The organism is Bacteroidetes Order II. bacterium (assembly GCA_016788705.1).
Classification (GTDB): domain Bacteria; phylum Bacteroidota; class Rhodothermia; order Rhodothermales; family UBA2364; genus UBA2364.
The window spans coordinates 55,043-77,176 of the sequence record JAEUSQ010000018.1; the positions used below are offsets into that span (position 1 = coordinate 55,043).

General features: G+C 43.3%; 5 protein-coding genes and 1 CRISPR repeat array. Of the genes, 2 read left to right on the forward strand and 3 right to left on the reverse strand.

Annotation, left to right across the window (positions count from 1 at the left end; all coding sequences use genetic code 11):
• Window positions 1–9 precede the first annotated feature (9 nt).
• Window positions 10–2,094 carry a hypothetical protein gene (locus tag JNN12_04110; protein ID MBL7977501.1) on the forward strand — a complete coding sequence of 695 codons (2,085 nt, stop codon included), beginning with the start codon at window positions 10–12 and terminating at the stop codon, window positions 2,092–2,094.
• A gap of 242 nt (window positions 2,095–2,336) precedes the next feature.
• A CRISPR array of direct repeats spans window positions 2,337–19,006; the repeat unit is 29 nt; unit sequence ATTTCAATACCCGAAGGTGCGATTAAAAG.
• 206 nt (window positions 19,007–19,212) lie between these two features.
• Here JNN12_04110 and cas2 read toward each other — a convergent pair.
• The gene (gene cas2 / locus JNN12_04115; protein ID MBL7977502.1) at window positions 19,213–19,476 is read right to left on the reverse strand and encodes a CRISPR-associated endonuclease Cas2; all 264 of its coding nucleotides are present in this window, start codon (window positions 19,474–19,476) and stop codon (window positions 19,213–19,215) included.
• Window positions 19,477–19,503: 27 nt separating this feature from the next.
• Window positions 19,504–20,589: a type I-B CRISPR-associated endonuclease Cas1 gene (cas1b, locus tag JNN12_04120; protein MBL7977503.1), complete on the reverse strand. Its 1,086-nt coding sequence runs from the start codon at window positions 20,587–20,589 to the stop codon at window positions 19,504–19,506.
• 98 nt (window positions 20,590–20,687) lie between these two features.
• Here cas1b and JNN12_04125 point away from each other — a divergent pair, with 98 nt between their 5' ends.
• Entirely contained in the window at window positions 20,688–21,164 is a 477-nt protein-coding gene (locus JNN12_04125) for a hypothetical protein (protein ID MBL7977504.1), read from the forward strand.
• Between the two features lie 330 nt (window positions 21,165–21,494).
• Here the strand turns inward: JNN12_04125 and cas4 are convergent, their stop codons facing one another.
• Entirely contained in the window at window positions 21,495–22,010 is a 516-nt protein-coding gene (gene cas4, locus JNN12_04130; GenBank protein ID MBL7977505.1) for a CRISPR-associated protein Cas4, read from the reverse strand.
• Between the last annotated feature and the right edge of the window lie 124 nt (window positions 22,011–22,134).

The following is a 22,134-nucleotide window of genomic DNA, read 5'->3' on the forward strand; positions in this document are numbered from 1 at the left end:
AGTTTTGTCATGAGAAACCTATTTTCTGTTGCGAGCATATCGCTCTTTTCGCTCCTCCCTATGTTGGCCTCGGCCCAAACGCCCGGTACGTGTGTAACGGGCAAGGCAGAGCAATACTTGGACATCAACAACGTCCGGGCACGGTTACTGAATACTGGGGGCCTTTTCTGGAATGGCGATCCCAATGTCTATACGGTTCCCAAGGGCGGTAAAGCAAATGCGATTTTTGTCCATAGTTTATGGCTAAGTGGCTATACGGAAGAAAATGAATTGCGTGTGGCGGCGGCCAAATACGGTACTTGGGAGTTTTGGCCTGGCCCCTTAGACCAACAGGGCAATCCTCCTTCCGATTGTAGCGCATACGACAGGATGTACAAAATATCCCGAAGTGACCTTGAGGAATACCAAACCACGCGGGTAGCAACGAAGGACTTATCGGAATGGCCTTGGCAATTGGGTGCTCCTGTTAAGGACGGTGATGGCAACCCGAATAATTACGCCCTTGAAAAAGGAGACCGCCCCGACTTATTGGGCGATCAAATGGTGTGCTGGGTGATGAATGATGCAGGAAATGTTCATCGTAGCGGATCCAAACCATTAGGTGTAGAAGTCCAGGTGACAGCATATGCCTTCGATACAGAGGGGGATGTGGGGAATACAACTTTTTATCGTTATCAGATAAGAAACAAAAGTCCGAACCGTTATAAAGAGTTTTTATTTACTCTTTTTTTAGATGCTGATTTAGGATATTCTGTTGATGATTATGTAGGTACAGATACAACCCGTTCTATGGTTTATACATATAATTCAGACGAAAACGATGATTCATATGGTTATGGTTATGGTAAATCACCCCCTGCTTTGGGGTACGACCTCTTGCAGTTTTCCGGAAGCAAAGAAAAACAGCAAAAACTGGGCTATTCGATGTATTTCTTTGGCGGCGCTCCTCTAACTGGGGTACCACATCATTTAGCAAGTAGTTATCGTTTATCGCAAACGGCTCGGATGCAAGATGGTAGATTGTTAAGCATGCACGGTGACGGATCTTCCGGTGTCCGCCCATTTACGCGATTCTTCTTTCCAGGGGATCCCATAACACGACAGGGTTGGTCTGAACTGAATAATAATTTTCGGGGAGGGAGTAGTCTTAATGGCGACCGTATTTTTTCCTTAACCACCCACCCCGTTTCGTTTGGCTCCGGTGAAGACCTTACGGCGGATTTGGCCATAATCTGGGCACGTGACAATACAGCACTTAGTTCTTTAGTGGCTCTTCGGCGGGCATCTGACCTGGTACAGGGCTTTTATGATGCAGGCCACCAACCCACAAAGCCAATATCGGCCCCGATAGTAACCGCCGCATACCAGAAGGGCAAGTTAGAACTCAATTGGAAAAACGATCCTCATGGAACCAATCCTAACAATGATTACACCGACACCGCGTATGGGTATAAGTTCGAGGGCTATGTGGTTAGGCAATATGCCCATGCCTCGGATACAAAGGGCACAACGGTGGCCATTTATGATAAGATGAATGGCATTTCAAATATCTATGTCCCTAAAGTGGGTGAAAGTTTTATCAATGAACTGGTAATCCAAGGTTTAGATACAGGTATAGAAATGCAGCATATAATTCCAAGTGGAATAAGCCCATATCAAGACTATTATTTTGGAGTACAACCCTATGCGGTGAATTTATCCCATACTCTTTCTCCGCTTTATTGGGGTAAAGAAGGTAGAGTTGTATTTACCCCTATAGATTTGCCAGAGACAGCAGAGACACCACAAGATGTTTTATCTCGGATCGGCATCTCGCCTAACCCATACAAGGGCGCATCGGCATATGAGACTGCCACCAATACCCGTGAAGTGCGTATTACGGGTATCCCCAAAGGCAGTACGATCCGGATTTTTAGTTTAGATGGCCTTCAAGTGAAATATTTCTGGCAATCGGAGGAAACGGGTTATATCCGTTGGTTCTTGGAGAACGAAAGGAGTCGCCCCATTGCATCAGGCATGTATTTGGTGCATGTTTCTATCCCCGGAGTCGGGGAGCGGGTACTGAAGTTTGGAGCCGTAATCGGGGATAGGTAATTCCTCAGGACTCGATATACTAGGAGCGGGTACTAAAATTTGGAGCCGTAATGCGGTCTCAAGTGCAATATGGATATTAGATGTAGCTACCCATGAAAACATTGCGGTTCTCTGATAATTTTTAAGATTTAGATTGACATAGAAATAAAATTTTTTTAATGACATTATAAACAGCGAAACACACAAAAAATTAGCCGTGAATAGACTTCTCGTTGTGTCATATTCAGGTCAAATTCGTACCCATTTCAATACCCGAAGGTGCGATTAAAAGACTTAGTAATACAAGAAACACATAAGACCCCCATAATTTCAATACCCGAAGGTGCGATTAAAAGGACTTTACACTTAATGTATAGTTTCAGGGAGAATGAAATTTCAATACCCGAAGGTGCGATTAAAAGCCGTTCACGCAGTGCCTCTAATTCTGCAACAAGTTCTGATTTCAATACCCGAAGGTGCGATTAAAAGGCAGCTCGACAAGCAGCCTCTCGGCAGCATCGTGCATTTCAATACCCGAAGGTGCGATTAAAAGCCCATCCGACTGTATAGGGCGCATCCCAACAAACACATTTCAATACCCGAAGGTGCGATTAAAAGCGCATAGCTGTTACGAAGTCTATGGCCTCGAAGTCGATTTCAATACCCGAAGGTGCGATTAAAAGAGTTCACAGGGAAAACAGGCTGGACCACTGTCCCTGATTTCAATACCCGAAGGTGCGATTAAAAGAAAAATCACAGATGCTGACACAAAGACAAATCATGCATTTCAATACCCGAAGGTGCGATTAAAAGGAGGCGCTAAAAAGAATGGCGCGACAGGTCGCATAATATTTCAATACCCGAAGGTGCGATTAAAAGACGTATCACCCAGACGACTAACATGGGAGACCGTATATTTCAATACCCGAAGGTGCGATTAAAAGTGGATAAGCGATTAGATGCATTGTTCTCTGCGTCGGATTTCAATACCCGAAGGTGCGATTAAAAGATGGGGTATGTCACAAACAATTTACCATGACTCTGCGATTTCAATACCCGAAGGTGCGATTAAAAGGCAGGCAATACCATCTTATTCACCCCAAAAAAAAAAATTCAATACCCGAAGGTGCGATTAAAAGTGGGCGCAAGCGCAAAATCACTGACGACCTAATAGCCGATTTCAATACCCGAAGGTGCGATTAAAAGCCAATTTTTGTAACCCCCCACACATTGTGGATCAATAATTTCAATACCCGAAGGTGCGATTAAAAGCAAGGACCGAGTACTTCAAAAATGCGCTCGATGCGATATTTCAATACCCGAAGGTGCGATTAAAAGTATTCAGGAGCGAACAAGCCAGTGTTAAACCTAACATTTCAATACCCGAAGGTGCGATTAAAAGTATAGACAGCAAGTGCCTCAGTGGCTTCCAGACAAATTTCAATACCCGAAGGTGCGATTAAAAGTAAGGTCGAAATCTCCACTGGGGAAACCTTCACAGATTTCAATACCCGAAGGTGCGATTAAAAGACCCTGTTCGTGTAGTTTTTGACGAACAATGTCTGTATTTCAATACCCGAAGGTGCGATTAAAAGTAGCTCGATCGTAAGGGTCTTTCTATTATTGTCGTAGATTTCAATACCCGAAGGTGCGATTAAAAGCTGACGGGCACCTCCCGCGCATTCTGCCAGACCTGCGATTTCAATACCCGAAGGTGCGATTAAAAGTATGGTTCGTCAACGCACGGATCAGGCTATGGTCGATTTCAATACCCGAAGGTGCGATTAAAAGCTCCCTCACCACCCCCATCCTCAAGCACAGGCACCAGATTTCAATACCCGAAGGTGCGATTAAAAGCAACGGATGCGGTAAATAAATTGGACGACGCATTTGATTTCAATACCCGAAGGTGCGATTAAAAGTTGTCCTGTAAGCGCCTTACTGATTGCAGCATTGCATATTTCAATACCCGAAGGTGCGATTAAAAGACCCTGCGCAAAAACGTCGTAGGATTAGCCACACGAATTTCAATACCCGAAGGTGCGATTAAAAGAGGGCGTCCATTGTGAGTCCAAAGGAGGTGGCAACTATTTCAATACCCGAAGGTGCGATTAAAAGTACAAGTGCCACATATCGTCGGGCATGTTCCTCAGATTTCAATACCCGAAGGTGCGATTAAAAGGGACGGGTGATTGGCACGCTGGTAACAGGTCCCATTATTTCAATACCCGAAGGTGCGATTAAAAGTGCATGCTCCGCGCCAGAAAGCTCTATGAAAATGCGATTTCAATACCCGAAGGTGCGATTAAAAGATCTATTCTTACACATGTGTCTTAGTAGATGCTAAAATTTCAATACCCGAAGGTGCGATTAAAAGAGTGCCCATCCTGGGTCAGGTGGGCGGACTCAATCATTTCAATACCCGAAGGTGCGATTAAAAGATAATATAGCATCCCCTGCACGCTGGTTGCGAGCAAATTTCAATACCCGAAGGTGCGATTAAAAGGCAATAGTGCGCAGGGGCACGCTGGGATCATTGCCCATTTCAATACCCGAAGGTGCGATTAAAAGTGCGGGGCGCAAGGAGCGCCGCGTGACGGTCACTAATTTCAATACCCGAAGGTGCGATTAAAAGTTTCGGACAGGATTTTGTTTTGGGTTGCCAGCTCTTATTTCAATACCCGAAGGTGCGATTAAAAGTACGCCCTGAATGTTGTGTATCACTGTGGAATGATTCATTTCAATACCCGAAGGTGCGATTAAAAGAGGGTGGCTATCTTGTTTAATTGGGGTGCAATTGTACATTTCAATACCCGAAGGTGCGATTAAAAGTGTACTGGCCCGTGGTGCTTGAGATGTGTAGTGTTCATTTCAATACCCGAAGGTGCGATTAAAAGTTGGAATATAGAACAGAAGCACCCACTTTTATACGGATTTCAATACCCGAAGGTGCGATTAAAAGCAGACCAAGCGGCCACCCCATCTAATTCCAAGTGTCATTTCAATACCCGAAGGTGCGATTAAAAGTCAGCACCCGAAAGGGTAACAACCTGCGCAACACTCATTTCAATACCCGAAGGTGCGATTAAAAGTTGGCGGCAGTAAATATTGGCATGGCGTTATTTGGCTATTTCAATACCCGAAGGTGCGATTAAAAGTTTGTAAGCCCCCACAATTCGCCTCACGGTACAATCATTTCAATACCCGAAGGTGCGATTAAAAGCAGGCGTAGCATCACAACACGCCGCCACACAGGCAGATTTCAATACCCGAAGGTGCGATTAAAAGCGCCAAGGCGACTTTGTACAGCATCTCGCCTTGGCGATTTCAATACCCGAAGGTGCGATTAAAAGTAGGCTCTAAACAAGGCGCTTTCGTAGTGTTTTTTTTATTTCAATACCCGAAGGTGCGATTAAAAGGATGGATGTAGCGCTGTATTTTTTGTGATTCTTCATATTTCAATACCCGAAGGTGCGATTAAAAGACAAATCATGCAGGTGCGAGCGAGCCTTGAGGCCTGATTTCAATACCCGAAGGTGCGATTAAAAGGCCGCAAACGGAAGCGGCAGAAAATTAGCAACAAAATTTCAATACCCGAAGGTGCGATTAAAAGACGGCTCGACATCGCTGCCAGGATTTCCGGGAAATAATTTCAATACCCGAAGGTGCGATTAAAAGAAGAAGGTCGCCTGCACCCAGTCTATAGCCGCCCTGATTTCAATACCCGAAGGTGCGATTAAAAGTGCGTCCGTCACAGGCTCCAGCGTATGATCAGTCGATTTCAATACCCGAAGGTGCGATTAAAAGCGCCCTCTAAAAGTGTTTTTAACAATTAGTAAATGATTTCAATACCCGAAGGTGCGATTAAAAGACTATGAGCGAACAAATAAACCATCCAAAGCATTAATTTCAATACCCGAAGGTGCGATTAAAAGTATTCGGGTAGCCTATATATTGGCGCTGTAGATGAAATTTCAATACCCGAAGGTGCGATTAAAAGCCGCAACTTTTAACCCAGTCCCAACAGCAATCCCGGATTTCAATACCCGAAGGTGCGATTAAAAGCTCAACCCCAACCGTAGCCGCGAAGGTCTCAAGCACTATTTCAATACCCGAAGGTGCGATTAAAAGTCATTTTCTGGATAATAGTGAACATCGTTGTTGGGATTTCAATACCCGAAGGTGCGATTAAAAGTGTGGCGATGCTGATTTGGCTTGGGAAGAATCGCCCATTTCAATACCCGAAGGTGCGATTAAAAGCTGAAGGAGTCTATCTGCTTCATGCCGGACAACTCAATTTCAATACCCGAAGGTGCGATTAAAAGCTGTATCACCCCATCTTGTTCCTCCTCCAAAATCTTATTTCAATACCCGAAGGTGCGATTAAAAGCGGAGAACCAGCCGTTTTATCTATTGCCCAACCTTCATTTCAATACCCGAAGGTGCGATTAAAAGCATGTAAAACTCTAACCCATTTTGGGGCGACCGTTCATTTCAATACCCGAAGGTGCGATTAAAAGCCTGACCGCAAATTAAATAATTAGTGCTACACCTATATTTCAATACCCGAAGGTGCGATTAAAAGCTGGGTGAAAGTGCGTATTCTATTTTTATTCCAACATTTCAATACCCGAAGGTGCGATTAAAAGAAGCAAGGTTTTACCGCCGCCGCAAAACCCGTCTTTAATTTCAATACCCGAAGGTGCGATTAAAAGCGGAATAACTCACACTCTCAGACCTCAACCCCGTCGATTTCAATACCCGAAGGTGCGATTAAAAGTACCAGTTTATACGCTCCACGTGGGGCGGCTTTGGATTTCAATACCCGAAGGTGCGATTAAAAGCCCATTTTGTTTATAATCGTCTTTCCGATAACCCTGATTTCAATACCCGAAGGTGCGATTAAAAGAATTTTTAGCTTTTACGATAAGTATTATGAACAGGTATTTCAATACCCGAAGGTGCGATTAAAAGTTTCACGCCAAAATCACAGATACCGTGAAACTTCTATTTCAATACCCGAAGGTGCGATTAAAAGAAAGGTAACCAATAGTATGTCCTTGCTCGCGATTGCATTTCAATACCCGAAGGTGCGATTAAAAGCGTTGATGCGCTTACGACGCTCTTCGAGGCGACGGGATTTCAATACCCGAAGGTGCGATTAAAAGAAGGGGGATTCTTCATAGGAGTACAGTTCCAGCCTCATTTCAATACCCGAAGGTGCGATTAAAAGCTTGCGTGAATGCCGCAACCATCTCCGCCAAATTTTCATTTCAATACCCGAAGGTGCGATTAAAAGGTCAGTTTCTCTACCACCTGCCGAGAGACTGCATCGATTTCAATACCCGAAGGTGCGATTAAAAGTGGCGGGCTTGGTGACTGGGTTCGGGTCAGGCTTCATTTCAATACCCGAAGGTGCGATTAAAAGATGTACGTGATGCTCAATTTTCACGTAATGCCCTTCATTTCAATACCCGAAGGTGCGATTAAAAGGATTAGTAATTTTATCCAGCTGACGAGAAAGAGCGATTTCAATACCCGAAGGTGCGATTAAAAGACATTAACAGAAATTAGCGAAGACCAAAAAGCGAAAATTTCAATACCCGAAGGTGCGATTAAAAGTAACACCCGCAAACACTGCTAGTGCCGAGGTTTTTAATTTCAATACCCGAAGGTGCGATTAAAAGAAGCGCTGACCAAAACACCTACGAAAGCGGTGATTTATTTCAATACCCGAAGGTGCGATTAAAAGTTCTGAATGACCTGCCATGTATTTGGCGCGAGCAAATTTCAATACCCGAAGGTGCGATTAAAAGAGGCGGGATGTTGAATCTCGCGCAATAGTGGATGAATTTCAATACCCGAAGGTGCGATTAAAAGCCCACGGGCGCTCTGGCGCTGCAAGGTGGCGCGATTATTTCAATACCCGAAGGTGCGATTAAAAGGGTGTTTTTAGTCACTTTTTAGGCTCCGAAAAGGTATTTCAATACCCGAAGGTGCGATTAAAAGAAATTTTAGCCGAAAAGTCTTCACAGAATAAGCCTATTTCAATACCCGAAGGTGCGATTAAAAGGCGCCTTGGCGGCACCATGGATGCGCATACGCTCTTATTTCAATACCCGAAGGTGCGATTAAAAGTATGATAGACCTTTCTTGTGATTATCCGTCAGGTTATTTCAATACCCGAAGGTGCGATTAAAAGTTAGAAGGTACTACAAAATAGTATGTACCTACCTTTTATTTCAATACCCGAAGGTGCGATTAAAAGTCGTTGAGATATTCAATGCTTTTAATGGGGATTCTATATTTCAATACCCGAAGGTGCGATTAAAAGGACGGAATAACTCACACTCTCAGACCTCAACCCCGCCGATTTCAATACCCGAAGGTGCGATTAAAAGTCACAAACGAACCCCCAGGCTGGACCACCGTCCCTGATTTCAATACCCGAAGGTGCGATTAAAAGTACGATATTGTTTTAAGCAATTTTGGGGATGACTCATTTCAATACCCGAAGGTGCGATTAAAAGCGCGAAACCTGACGTGAGCGCTGTTCCATGTCTCGGATTTCAATACCCGAAGGTGCGATTAAAAGAAAACACCACCCTGCATCTCTAAATCCCCATTCCCTATTTCAATACCCGGAGGTGCGATTAAAAGATTCCCTGCTTATCCCTCTTGACATGGGCAACATAAAATTTCAATACCCGAAGGTGCGATTAAAAGACAGCAGCGTTATTCGCCTCTATGCTCTGATTCTGAATTTCAATACCCGAAGGTGCGATTAAAAGAAACAGGCCGCAGCAAAGGCTAAGGAGGAGCCAGTACATTTCAATACCCGAAGGTGCGATTAAAAGCCCGAGACTGGCACGGTTCCGTCTGTCCGTCTGTCATTTCAATACCCGAAGGTGCGATTAAAAGTATTGAGCAAGAAGAGAAGTAGTGTTCAACAATTCGTCATTTCAATACCCGAAGGTGCGATTAAAAGTTGTGATGACGATAACACAGTTTCTCTACGTTTCATATTTCAATACCCGAAGGTGCGATTAAAAGCTGAAGGATTAAATGAAACTTGAGTATTAGTCACAAATTTCAATACCCGAAGGTGCGATTAAAAGTTGACGAGGTGGCCGTGTCTCGCTACCCAGATGCGATTTCAATACCCGAAGGTGCGATTAAAAGAAGTAACTCTGTAAGGAGCAGCTACGCCATCAGCCATTTCAATACCCGAAGGTGCGATTAAAAGAGCAAGGCAGGAGGGATCAGGGCGAGAATTTCCCGAATTTCAATACCCGAAGGTGCGATTAAAAGCAACTGTTTATGTGGTATATTATATGTGAACATCTCATTTCAATACCCGAAGGTGCGATTAAAAGTAGGCGGGTTTGGAAACCCACACACGACCTGACAACATTTCAATACCCGAAGGTGCGATTAAAAGAGCTTCAATGAGCGGCGCCAATGCCTGTGCTGTTAGATTTCAATACCCGAAGGTGCGATTAAAAGCAATGAACTACCGAGATTTTGGAGAGCTTGCCACTAAATTTCAATACCCGAAGGTGCGATTAAAAGGACAGACGCGCCGCCCTGTTCTAAAATGTTTGTAAAATTTCAATACCCGAAGGTGCGATTAAAAGCAAAATACCCTCCCGTTTTTTTGCCCTGATACCTGTATTTCAATACCCGAAGGTGCGATTAAAAGGCAACGTCTGGATTCATAAACCATCGCGCATTTCGGATTTCAATACCCGAAGGTGCGATTAAAAGAAACGTTTTCGCCAAACACCTGTAAACTCTAATGAGATTTCAATACCCGAAGGTGCGATTAAAAGAACGCCCCGCGTGCAGGCGCGTTTTTTGGCATTTCATTTCAATACCCGAAGGTGCGATTAAAAGCAGACTCGCACGCACTTAAAGTCTACCGTGGGTCGCATTTCAATACCCGAAGGTGCGATTAAAAGGCGTAAGCCTATGGGTATCTATACGTAAAAACAAATATTTCAATACCCGAAGGTGCGATTAAAAGTTATTGCTTTGCGTAAAGATTTGGCTAAACCATTTAATTTCAATACCCGAAGGTGCGATTAAAAGTCGTGTGTGGGTTTCCAAACCCGCCTACAGGCGCGATTTCAATACCCGAAGGTGCGATTAAAAGTTTGTTCCTCGGCGACCCAACAGCAGAAACAGGTGCATTTCAATACCCGAAGGTGCGATTAAAAGCGTGAGACGCTGAAATAGTTTCTCATCATCGTATATTTCAATACCCGAAGGTGCGATTAAAAGCACCAAGCATGACGATAGAAGTTGATTTCGTGGACATTTCAATACCCGAAGGTGCGATTAAAAGTAAAGGTCGGGCCAGTTAAAAATCTACGTCTGGATCATTTCAATACCCGAAGGTGCGATTAAAAGACTACATGCCACGCCGTTTTTGTTCTATTCTAAAATATTTCAATACCCGAAGGTGCGATTAAAAGTCGCCCCCGTTGCGTAATTAAGCGCATGTTTGATGAATTTCAATACCCGAAGGTGCGATTAAAAGCCTAAAGAGGCTGTTCTGCAACTTGCTGAAGAACTATTTCAATACCCGAAGGTGCGATTAAAAGTCACCCTGCCTCGCAAAATTTTGATGTTGTTGTAGAAATTTCAATACCCGAAGGTGCGATTAAAAGTTTTTATTGCAGAAATAAGATCAGGGTCTGTACAATATTTCAATACCCGAAGGTGCGATTAAAAGCACGTGGTGATGTACAAGCCGCTCGCCATCATATTTATTTCAATACCCGAAGGTGCGATTAAAAGTAATAAATCGCCCTACGCATACACGCAAACCGTTAGATTTCAATACCCGAAGGTGCGATTAAAAGTTCTTCTCCCCTTGCAGCCTTTGCGATAGTTGCAGATTTCAATACCCGAAGGTGCGATTAAAAGAGGACTTTTTTCATAGTCTCTCAGGCCCTCTTCAAATTTCAATACCCGAAGGTGCGATTAAAAGGCCGCGCAAGCTCTGAAAATAGACTGAAATAGTTCGATTTCAATACCCGAAGGTGCGATTAAAAGTCAAACATGGCGGTAGCAGCGCAAATCAAATGTTTTATTTCAATACCCGAAGGTGCGATTAAAAGAAATAAAAGTAAAATGAAAGCACAAAAGTTGAATAAATTTCAATACCCGAAGGTGCGATTAAAAGCATTTTAGGGCTGGCAGTTGATGATCTCACAACCTTATTTCAATACCCGAAGGTGCGATTAAAAGGGTGATGTTGGGGATGACGGTAGCAGTGCTGGTGACATTTCAATACCCGAAGGTGCGATTAAAAGTGTATTTTTCTAACTCAATAAATAACATAGCATAAATTTCAATACCCGAAGGTGCGATTAAAAGTCAGGGCTGGACGTGCAGCGCGTTTTTCAATAATGCGATTTCAATACCCGAAGGTGCGATTAAAAGGGGGCAATATGAGTTATATGTACAATCTCCTCCTGTATTTCAATACCCGAAGGTGCGATTAAAAGCGTGGGGACGGGTCAGCAACGTATGGATCACACACATTTCAATACCCGAAGGTGCGATTAAAAGCCAAGTCCCGCAGCCAGCTCAAGAGCGGCCTGAGCTATTTCAATACCCGAAGGTGCGATTAAAAGTAACGTTTTTGCATCATGTAGGGGAGCCTGTTTTACATTTCAATACCCGAAGGTGCGATTAAAAGAGTTTCATCAATCGCAATTAGTTCGTTTCTGATTTTATTTCAATACCCGAAGGTGCGATTAAAAGTCTCCAACCCAAGCCCCTGATAAGTCATTTATTATTAATTTCAATACCCGAAGGTGCGATTAAAAGGGTGAGTTTGACTTGTGGAGGGTTGTTGGTATCTCATTTCAATACCCGAAGGTGCGATTAAAAGTTTGACGGCAACGAACAGTTTGCAAGCGTTGAATGTATTTCAATACCCGAAGGTGCGATTAAAAGAGCAAAACGGGAACTTGCAGAGTTCAGACGTGCCGCATTTCAATACCCGAAGGTGCGATTAAAAGTTTATGCAAGTTTTGGCGGAACGGTGGAACTGCTGTCATTTCAATACCCGAAGGTGCGATTAAAAGTGCGCGTGCAGAACAGAAAATCAGGGGGGTGACGCTATTTCAATACCCGAAGGTGCGATTAAAAGCATTGCCCGCCGCATCTGAAATAATGCCATCACGACATTTCAATACCCGAAGGTGCGATTAAAAGCCTCAAGCGGTGTCGCATTGGGCGGTGAGGTTTTCTATTTCAATACCCGAAGGTGCGATTAAAAGTATTGTTCATCGTGCTACCCATTCCGCTAAATAGCATTTCAATACCCGAAGGTGCGATTAAAAGGAGTATCTCCTTATCGAGAGGGGTATCGTCATGATACATTTCAATACCCGAAGGTGCGATTAAAAGTCAGGTAAGTATTTCTCCAATGGTATAGCATTTTCATATTTCAATACCCGAAGGTGCGATTAAAAGTATAAAGACTCCCCCACGGCTCTCATCCGTGCCCCCATTTCAATACCCGAAGGTGCGATTAAAAGGCAGGTCTTCCGGTTGGGGCAACAGTCATAGGAACATTTCAATACCCGAAGGTGCGATTAAAAGGCGGATAGAGATCGGCAATAAATCGTGCATGTACAAAAATTTCAATACCCGAAGGTGCGATTAAAAGGAAGGGTAATCAATAGTATGTCCTTGCTTGCGATCGCATTTCAATACCCGAAGGTGCGATTAAAAGTTACGGTTAGCCGTTATTTTCTTTGTAATTATGAAGATTTCAATACCCGAAGGTGCGATTAAAAGACGGCTGAATCTACGGCCTCTTCAAGGTTTCCTATATTTCAATACCCGAAGGTGCGATTAAAAGTTTGATCGCGGAGGCACTTAATGAAGCCGGAACAATTTCAATACCCGAAGGTGCGATTAAAAGTGAGCGAAATGTGCTACGCCCTATGCAAGAACTTCTATTTCAATACCCGAAGGTGCGATTAAAAGTTCAACCCAACAACCTCTTCCCCTGTTTTTTCTATTATTTCAATACCCGAAGGTGCGATTAAAAGTTAGAACAGGGCGGCGCGTCTGTTGATATGTCCGAGATTTCAATACCCGAAGGTGCGATTAAAAGCACACTGATTGGGCTGTTTATTGAGACTGTTACGGTATTTCAATACCCGAAGGTGCGATTAAAAGGCGGGCATGTTATTGCCTGTATGGGCGTGAAAAAAATTTCAATACCCGAAGGTGCGATTAAAAGCAGGGTGTAAAAAGCGTCTGTACTCTTCCCCTCCATATTTCAATACCCGAAGGTGCGATTAAAAGTCCATCTAATAGCTGCTTGAGGCCGATTATTGTTTTATTTCAATACCCGAAGGTGCGATTAAAAGTGCAGGGACAACAAATGAAAACCCGTCTGACCCTGACATTTCAATACCCGAAGGTGCGATTAAAAGGCAAGAACGCCGCGTCCTCTTTCGCTGCTGCATCATATTTCAATACCCGAAGGTGCGATTAAAAGTAGGCGATACTGGGATGCAGTTTCGATGTATTGTGTCATTTCAATACCCGAAGGTGCGATTAAAAGTCGGAAACGGAAACGGGTGTCCGATTGGATATTGACTATTTCAATACCCGAAGGTGCGATTAAAAGTGATTTTGGGGCAGTTGGGGGAAATGCGCCTTTGTCATTTCAATACCCGAAGGTGCGATTAAAAGTGCAATTATTGGTATTGTTCTCGTCATTAAGGGAATAATTTCAATACCCGAAGGTGCGATTAAAAGTCCGGCAAATTCCTTCCACCGTTTAAAAGTATCGGATTTCAATACCCGAAGGTGCGATTAAAAGCCCGGCCCCGTATTTTGGTCTTTAAGAGTGTGTTGTATTTCAATACCCGAAGGTGCGATTAAAAGTTCAGTTGTTTATTTGGAATGTCAAACGGAATGTCATTTCAATACCCGAAGGTGCGATTAAAAGGTGGATTGTTTTCATCTTGTTGGGGTCTCCAGCTTGATTTCAATACCCGAAGGTGCGATTAAAAGTACGCGCACCCATCGCGTCAAACGCCTGTCTGAATGTATTTCAATACCCGAAGGTGCGATTAAAAGCTCGTAATAGCATTTAAGTATTTTTTCGCCATCATATTTCAATACCCGAAGGTGCGATTAAAAGCTGTATAATCACCAGCGGTTGTACCGCCTTGTAGCGTATTTCAATACCCGAAGGTGCGATTAAAAGGTTGGTAGTTCTGGGTCAAAATCGTTTTGCCCGTCTAATTTCAATACCCGAAGGTGCGATTAAAAGGAGTCTCCCGCGCACATTTTTAACCATAACACTTGGATTTCAATACCCGAAGGTGCGATTAAAAGGACCGGCAAAAAGCCGCCGTGAAGGCGGGTTATCAAATTTCAATACCCGAAGGTGCGATTAAAAGGGAAACACGCTGTTCCAAACTTCTTCCCAAGCCTATATTTCAATACCCGAAGGTGCGATTAAAAGCCTAAATAACACACAGAAACCAAAACCAATAAGAAAAATTTCAATACCCGAAGGTGCGATTAAAAGTTTGCCGGAAGTTTTGAATCGCATTATGCGCCCCTATTTCAATACCCGAAGGTGCGATTAAAAGTTCTTCCTCTTCGACCATGCCTCCCTGTTGAAAAACAATTTCAATACCCGAAGGTGCGATTAAAAGGTCATCACATTGCCCATTCCCCCGGTTCTGTGGGCATATTTCAATACCCGAAGGTGCGATTAAAAGGACGCGATGGGTGCGCGTATCGGGAAAACCGTAATTGATTTCAATACCCGAAGGTGCGATTAAAAGACCCAGAACATCACATATCAATACACGTGCCTCCTTCATTTCAATACCCGAAGGTGCGATTAAAAGCCCCAAGTTCCGGCGACGGACGAGTGTAAAAACATGATTTCAATACCCGAAGGTGCGATTAAAAGCTTTTACACGGGTTTTACTGCCCTTTCCGAATACGATTTCAATACCCGAAGGTGCGATTAAAAGCCGTGGGGGAAGAACTTTCTTCCAACTTTCTGCCGCCATTTCAATACCCGAAGGTGCGATTAAAAGGTGGGGGAAGAACTTTCTTCCAACTTTCTGCCGCCATTTCAATACCCGAAGGTGCGATTAAAAGTCTTACCGAATCCGGTATATGTGTTACCACCGATTCCGGATTTCAATACCCGAAGGTGCGATTAAAAGTTTGTTGCTTTTGCTTTTGCTTTTATGGCCTTCTTCATTTCAATACCCGAAGGTGCGATTAAAAGCGAACATGTTCTTTCATACACCTACTACCACGAGATATTTCAATACCCGAAGGTGCGATTAAAAGCTACGTATTCAATACGGATACGTACAGGGAGTTGGTATTTCAATACCCGAAGGTGCGATTAAAAGAAACCGCGCAGGATACCCGCTTATCCTACCGTGAGTATTTCAATACCCGAAGGTGCGATTAAAAGGCTACTACTATCTGCGATGTCGCCGAATTAGTAGCATTTCAATACCCGAAGGTGCGATTAAAAGTAGTGTTTGTGCCGTCAATTGACGAGGAAGATGGATATTTCAATACCCGAAGGTGCGATTAAAAGTATTTTCTTAATGCCTTCTGACGATTTCGCTACCATATTTCAATACCCGAAGGTGCGATTAAAAGTTAATGCAGGTTGCAAAAACATAGCAGGCGAAAAAAATTTCAATACCCGAAGGTGCGATTAAAAGTATCCAATACCACAAAGAAGGCTTTTTTGTCTAAAAATTTCAATACCCGAAGGTGCGATTAAAAGAATACGCCACCATTTAGGCGAGATAGAGAGGTTGTTAAATTTCAATACCCGAAGGTGCGATTAAAAGCATACGGAAAACCAGTAAGTGGCAAAGTGGCAAAAAGATTTCAATACCCGAAGGTGCGATTAAAAGCGCCGCGTGTTTCCGGCTAACTGAATATTGATTTGAGTCATTTCAATACCCGAAGGTGCGATTAAAAGCAGACCACAACGATTTTGAGGTGGATTTGCCGGACGATTTCAATACCCGAAGGTGCGATTAAAAGCCGGACGTGGAAGGTAAACGTATTGGAACTGCAAAAATTTCAATACCCGAAGGTGCGATTAAAAGTAGGCGGCGGCGTTTCGGTTACGGTGGGGATAAAAATTTCAATACCCGAAGGTGCGATTAAAAGTCTTCCAAAAGCATTGCAAACTGTTTGGCTTACAAAATTTCAATACCCGAAGGTGCGATTAAAAGCCGCCCAACTGTCCTACCATCATCGTAACCCAAGTGATTTCAATACCCGAAGGTGCGATTAAAAGGACCAGTAACGGGGCCGATGCAGGCGGGCAAATTAATTTCAATACCCGAAGGTGCGATTAAAAGAGGTGCTGCCTGCCCCGCTTTTGTATATGCTTTGTAAATTTCAATACCCGAAGGTGCGATTAAAAGTCCATAAAAATGGTAATGGAACGGTATCACGGCGAAATTTCAATACCCGAAGGTGCGATTAAAAGTAGGCGGCGGCGTTTCGGTTACGGTGGGGATAAAAATTTCAATACCCGAAGGTGCGATTAAAAGCATAAACAGCCATCAGAAACAAAAAAAAGCCCCTCTAATTTCAATACCCGAAGGTGCGATTAAAAGGTGAACTATTTACTCATAAACCTAAACCAAAAAAAAAATTTCAATACCCGAAGGTGCGATTAAAAGTGTGGCAAAAATCTTAGCCCCTTTTACAGAGCATCATTTCAATACCCGAAGGTGCGATTAAAAGTTTGCCACCCCACTAAAAGTTTTTGATCTTTCCTTTATTTCAATACCCGAAGGTGCGATTAAAAGTGGATATTCGGGCTTCGTCATTTGCCAGATCGGTTGATTTCAATACCCGAAGGTGCGATTAAAAGAGGGTAACTTCCGCCTAATCGTAATTCTGTTTCACTATTTCAATACCCGAAGGTGCGATTAAAAGAGTTTTGCCGCCAACACCGATCCGTCTGGAAGATATATTTCAATACCCGAAGGTGCGATTAAAAGTTTTCAGGAATGTAGTTCAAAATCTTAAAATCCTTATTTCAATACCCGAAGGTGCGATTAAAAGTCCGAAAAGGCCGCAATACGGGCTCCGTATTCTTCATTTCAATACCCGAAGGTGCGATTAAAAGTCGCATTGATGAACCCTTCTGGCGTCTTGTCCTCAAATTTCAATACCCGAAGGTGCGATTAAAAGCCTGAAGTTTCGGCGTTGGTCGGGCGTGAATCAAAAATTTCAATACCCGAAGGTGCGATTAAAAGGGTTTCAAATGGTGAATGGTGGGCTGGGGTTGACTAATTTCAATACCCGAAGGTGCGATTAAAAGTCTATGTTGCCACGCTTGTAACTTATATTCAGTTATATTTCAATACCCGAAGGTGCGATTAAAAGCGCATTGATGAACCCTTCTGGCGTCTTGTCCTCAAATTTCAATACCCGAAGGTGCGATTAAAAGAAAGCATGTATAACTCTCCCAAACAATGGGTGCTTGATTTCAATACCCGAAGGTGCGATTAAAAGCTGGGCTGATGTCGTAGCCCATTGCAAACATTGTTATTTCAATACCCGAAGGTGCGATTAAAAGCAATCCGCTTGCGTTCCCCGAAACAACGATTATATTATTTCAATACCCGAAGGTGCGATTAAAAGTAAAAGACGCGCCGGCGACAGCCAAACTTTCGGATCATTTCAATACCCGAAGGTGCGATTAAAAGTCGCATTGATGAACCCTTCTGGCGTCTTGTCCTCAAATTTCAATACCCGAAGGTGCGATTAAAAGCCCTGATTTAATTAATGCAATAAAGTACGAAGTTGCATTTCAATACCCGAAGGTGCGATTAAAAGTTTATTAGACAAGTTGCATCTTCTAATTGGAAAGTAATTTCAATACCCGAAGGTGCGATTAAAAGCCAAAAAAGCTTCCGTGAAAACCGAACAAATAAATAATTTCAATACCCGAAGGTGCGATTAAAAGCGTTGGCATGGAGCCGGTGCAGCGTGACGGGATTTAATTTCAATACCCGAAGGTGCGATTAAAAGTATCATGCCAAAATAGTCATGCTTGCATAGGTTTGAATTTCAATACCCGAAGGTGCGATTAAAAGGCCTCAACGGGTGGAAAGTAAACGTAAAACAGATGTATTTCAATACCCGAAGGTGCGATTAAAAGCATGTTCTTGCTCGTGGTGCTGGTCAGCAGATTCGATTTCAATACCCGAAGGTGCGATTAAAAGGGGTAAAAAACCAAGATGATTTGATGATTAGATGATATTTCAATACCCGAAGGTGCGATTAAAAGGGGGGTCAAAAATGCGGCTGATCTGATGATTAGATGAATTTCAATACCCGAAGGTGCGATTAAAAGCAGGATATAACGATAGATTTAAAATTGGATGAACTATTTCAATACCCGAAGGTGCGATTAAAAGGCTTGATGGGGGATAGGGAGGAATTTTTGGATTATGATTTCAATACCCGAAGGTGCGATTAAAAGTAAATGGCAGTGGTAAAACCTTTACCGCCCTAAATAATTTCAATACCCGAAGGTGCGATTAAAAGAAGGCCGAAGATTTAATATCTGAGGCTTCAGAACTAATTTCAATACCCGAAGGTGCGATTAAAAGTTCCATTTTTAATTTGCCGATTAGCAAAAGCAGAACTATTTCAATACCCGAAGGTGCGATTAAAAGTCGGACGGGCTTTCATTATTGCTTTATGTGTTCATATTTCAATACCCGAAGGTGCGATTAAAAGATTCTCAGGGTTTTTCCTAATCCGTATCTTTTTTCTATTTCAATACCCGAAGGTGCGATTAAAAGTGTACCGGATCAAAGCGTTTTATGAGTGCAAAATATATTTCAATACCCGAAGGTGCGATTAAAAGCCGCTGAAAAAAAGCGGCAAATCCTTGATTCTGGTTCAAAATAAGGGTTTTAGGCCATTGGATGCAAGTATAAAAGTCGTCGGGGTCCAATTATGCCAAATGACCATACACTCGACGACTTTTAAAAAACAAGCACTTATCTATAATAAGCGATCTTATTTTCCTCAAAAAGTCTAAAAACACAACGCCTACTCTTGGCCCGACGATTAAATAAAGCGGCTATGTTCTTCTTTTTCAAGGCCTAATGCCTCGCGCCGAACATACTTTTCGTGGCCCAATTGGTAAAAAACCACACTGTCTGTAAGCGGGTCCATCACCTTGCTTGCACGTTGTTGTAAGGTTTTGTATTGAGACTCGGTTAACTCACCTTCAAATACAGAATTTTGCACCCAAACCATGTATTGTCGGAAAAGTTTCAGCATCTTGGCACAACGCTTGGCCTCAACGTCATAAACTGCTATAACAAACATCTCATGTTTTTTATTTATTAAAGAATATTACCACCACATCTTAAAACCTGTATAAGGCTCTTTGTTAGGGTCTATTAAATGGCGAATAAGGGAGTAGCAATCTAATCGGATAAGACGCTCGTAACTAACCTTTCGGTTCAAGGCTCGATGTTGGATAATGGTTCTTAGCCGCTCATCCCAATGCTGAACAAATAGTTGCCTGCCGCTTTCTTTTAGATACACCCCACCCAGGCGTGCTTCAAAATGCTTGGGTTGTATGACGTTGGTTTTAAGGAGTTTAAAGATGGCACGATCCACCAAAAGCGGCTTAAAAACCTCGCTGAGGTCTAAGGCTAAGGAAAACCGTCGGTCTCCCGGCTCGTGCAAATAGCTAATGGTGGGGTCTAATGCGGTGCGGTAGATTTGCCGGAGTACCGATCCATAACAAAGGGCATTACCAAAACTGATTAAGGCATTCAGTTCATTGGATGGAGGATTTCGTTCCCGCTTGTCAAACGGAAACTTTTCGGTGATGCCTTGCCCCAGAATAGCAGGCCAGAGGGTGTAATAGGTGTCCCGCATATTGCCCTCGATGCCCATGAGCGCCGGAACCTCCGTCATCACGTCCAATTGCCCGCGCAGCATTTCGATGCGTTCAATACCTGCCTGTAAACGCATCTGGTCTTCTCCTGACTGGCGGGTCTGGTAATACTTGAGCACCCGAAGGATGTTATATGCCGCTGCTTCCACAAAGACCCGTGCCAGTTTGATCCGCCAAGCTGGTTTAAGGTAATGCTGGGCTTGGTTTACCCTAAGTCTGCCCGAAAGCAGGCTGTCTCTCGGATAAAGCGTACCCGTGAAATTACCGTAGTAGTCAAAGAAAAAGATGGGCACATGATGCTGGCATAGAAAGGTGATCAGCTTGGTGTTTAAATCCATCTCACCAAAACAATACAAGGCTTCTACCTGCTCAATCGGAATCGCAGATTTGTCGGTCAGACAAAGCCCGGAAGGTGCGCCATCGGATAGTGGATGGTCATCCGGCTCTCTGTTTCCATCCATTTTATAAAGGTAAAGGGTGTTGTCTTTGCGTTTTAAACGCCCACTCGAAAAAATATAATAAGGTCTTTTCACTTTTTTTCGACAAATTAAGTTATGTTTTGCAATCTCATGTGTTTATAAGAGTAAGCGGATGATTTCCGTCTATTCATTAATCATAAAACCAAAATATTATGCCAAACCTTCCTTCTACGGTGGCTTTTACGGAAGCAGACCGAATCGCTTTAATACAAAAGGTAGATGAGATCTACACCGCATTAAACTTTATGGTGACACTAACCAATGAAGAACGGAAAAGTATCAAGCAAATCAGTGACAAACACTATGGTTTTATGACCAAGTTAATTGATCATGCAACACAGCATCCGGAGTTCCGCCCAATGCATATGGATATGGATAAATTGAGTCATTATTATGACCTTGTTCTTAAGCTCAATACAATCAGAAGCAGGGTTGAGCAACTTGAGATTCAACTGTCTGATACCATTGCGCTAATGGGTTCCGAAGCCGATGCCGAAGCACGTAAGTATTACAAAATGGTTCATGTAGCTGCCAAAGACGGTGTGGCAGGCGCGCAACCTATATATGATGACCTACGCAGTCGTTTTCCGGTTGGGAACAGAACCAATAACGAAACCCCCAAACCATAAAATTCAGGTTTCGGTATCAAGATCGGGTGCCTTGCAATAGGCGGGGTACCCGTTTTTTTGAGAGGTCGTTTTAAAGGGCATACGGTTATTCCACATAGGCATGGTACTTATGATAAGGAGGTTCTACATAGTCGAGTAATCAGGTTGAACTTATGATAAAGATACTTGGGTTTACCATAAGGAGGTGTTACATGGTCAAGTAATTAAGCTGAGCTTACTATAAGAAGGCATTATTTTATCATAAGAAGGTATTACATGGTCGAGGAATTAGAAGGAGCTATAATAAGGGAATTTGAGCTTATGATAAGCTAATGGTGTATATTGTGGCCTCTATCCATAGCAGCATTCCTCAAAGGAGCACTTAGCGCAGAGCTTCCGGTTGGGGTTGCGGTCTGGGGGGAGGGGCGCCTGAAACAGTGCGGCAATGGCATGCACCATTTCACCAAGGCGGACTTCATCTTCCGGACTTAGCGTAACGGGCTGGGTCTTTTTGAGCAGGGGGTATTGGATTAAGCCTGTATAATTTGAGCAGCCCGATAACTTGAGCAGCCACAGATAGAATCTGGTTTGCCAGATATGGCTTTCTTCGGCGGCCTTGCTTTTCTTTACTTCGTACAAAACCCCATCTTTTAGGTTGGCTCCGTCTAACTTACCCACCAATGGAATGCCCGCATAAACGGCTTCTAACATTAGGTCTTTATTCGTGCGTTCATAAGCCTGTTCATGCAAAAGCCGCCCCAAAGCCACCGTCTCGCTTTCCTGCTCCATATCAATGCCTTGTTGCTTAAGCCATGCTTTTCGAGGGCATAGTGCATAATATCCAATACTATAACCTGAAATATTCATGGTGGGTAAGATGGGCGTATTAAGTAGGGGTCTCTTTAAAATGGGACATCCTCTTTTCCAAGGAGATGCCCCATTGGCGTCAAAGCACGTTGCAACCAGCAACTAAAACGGAGAACATGACTTT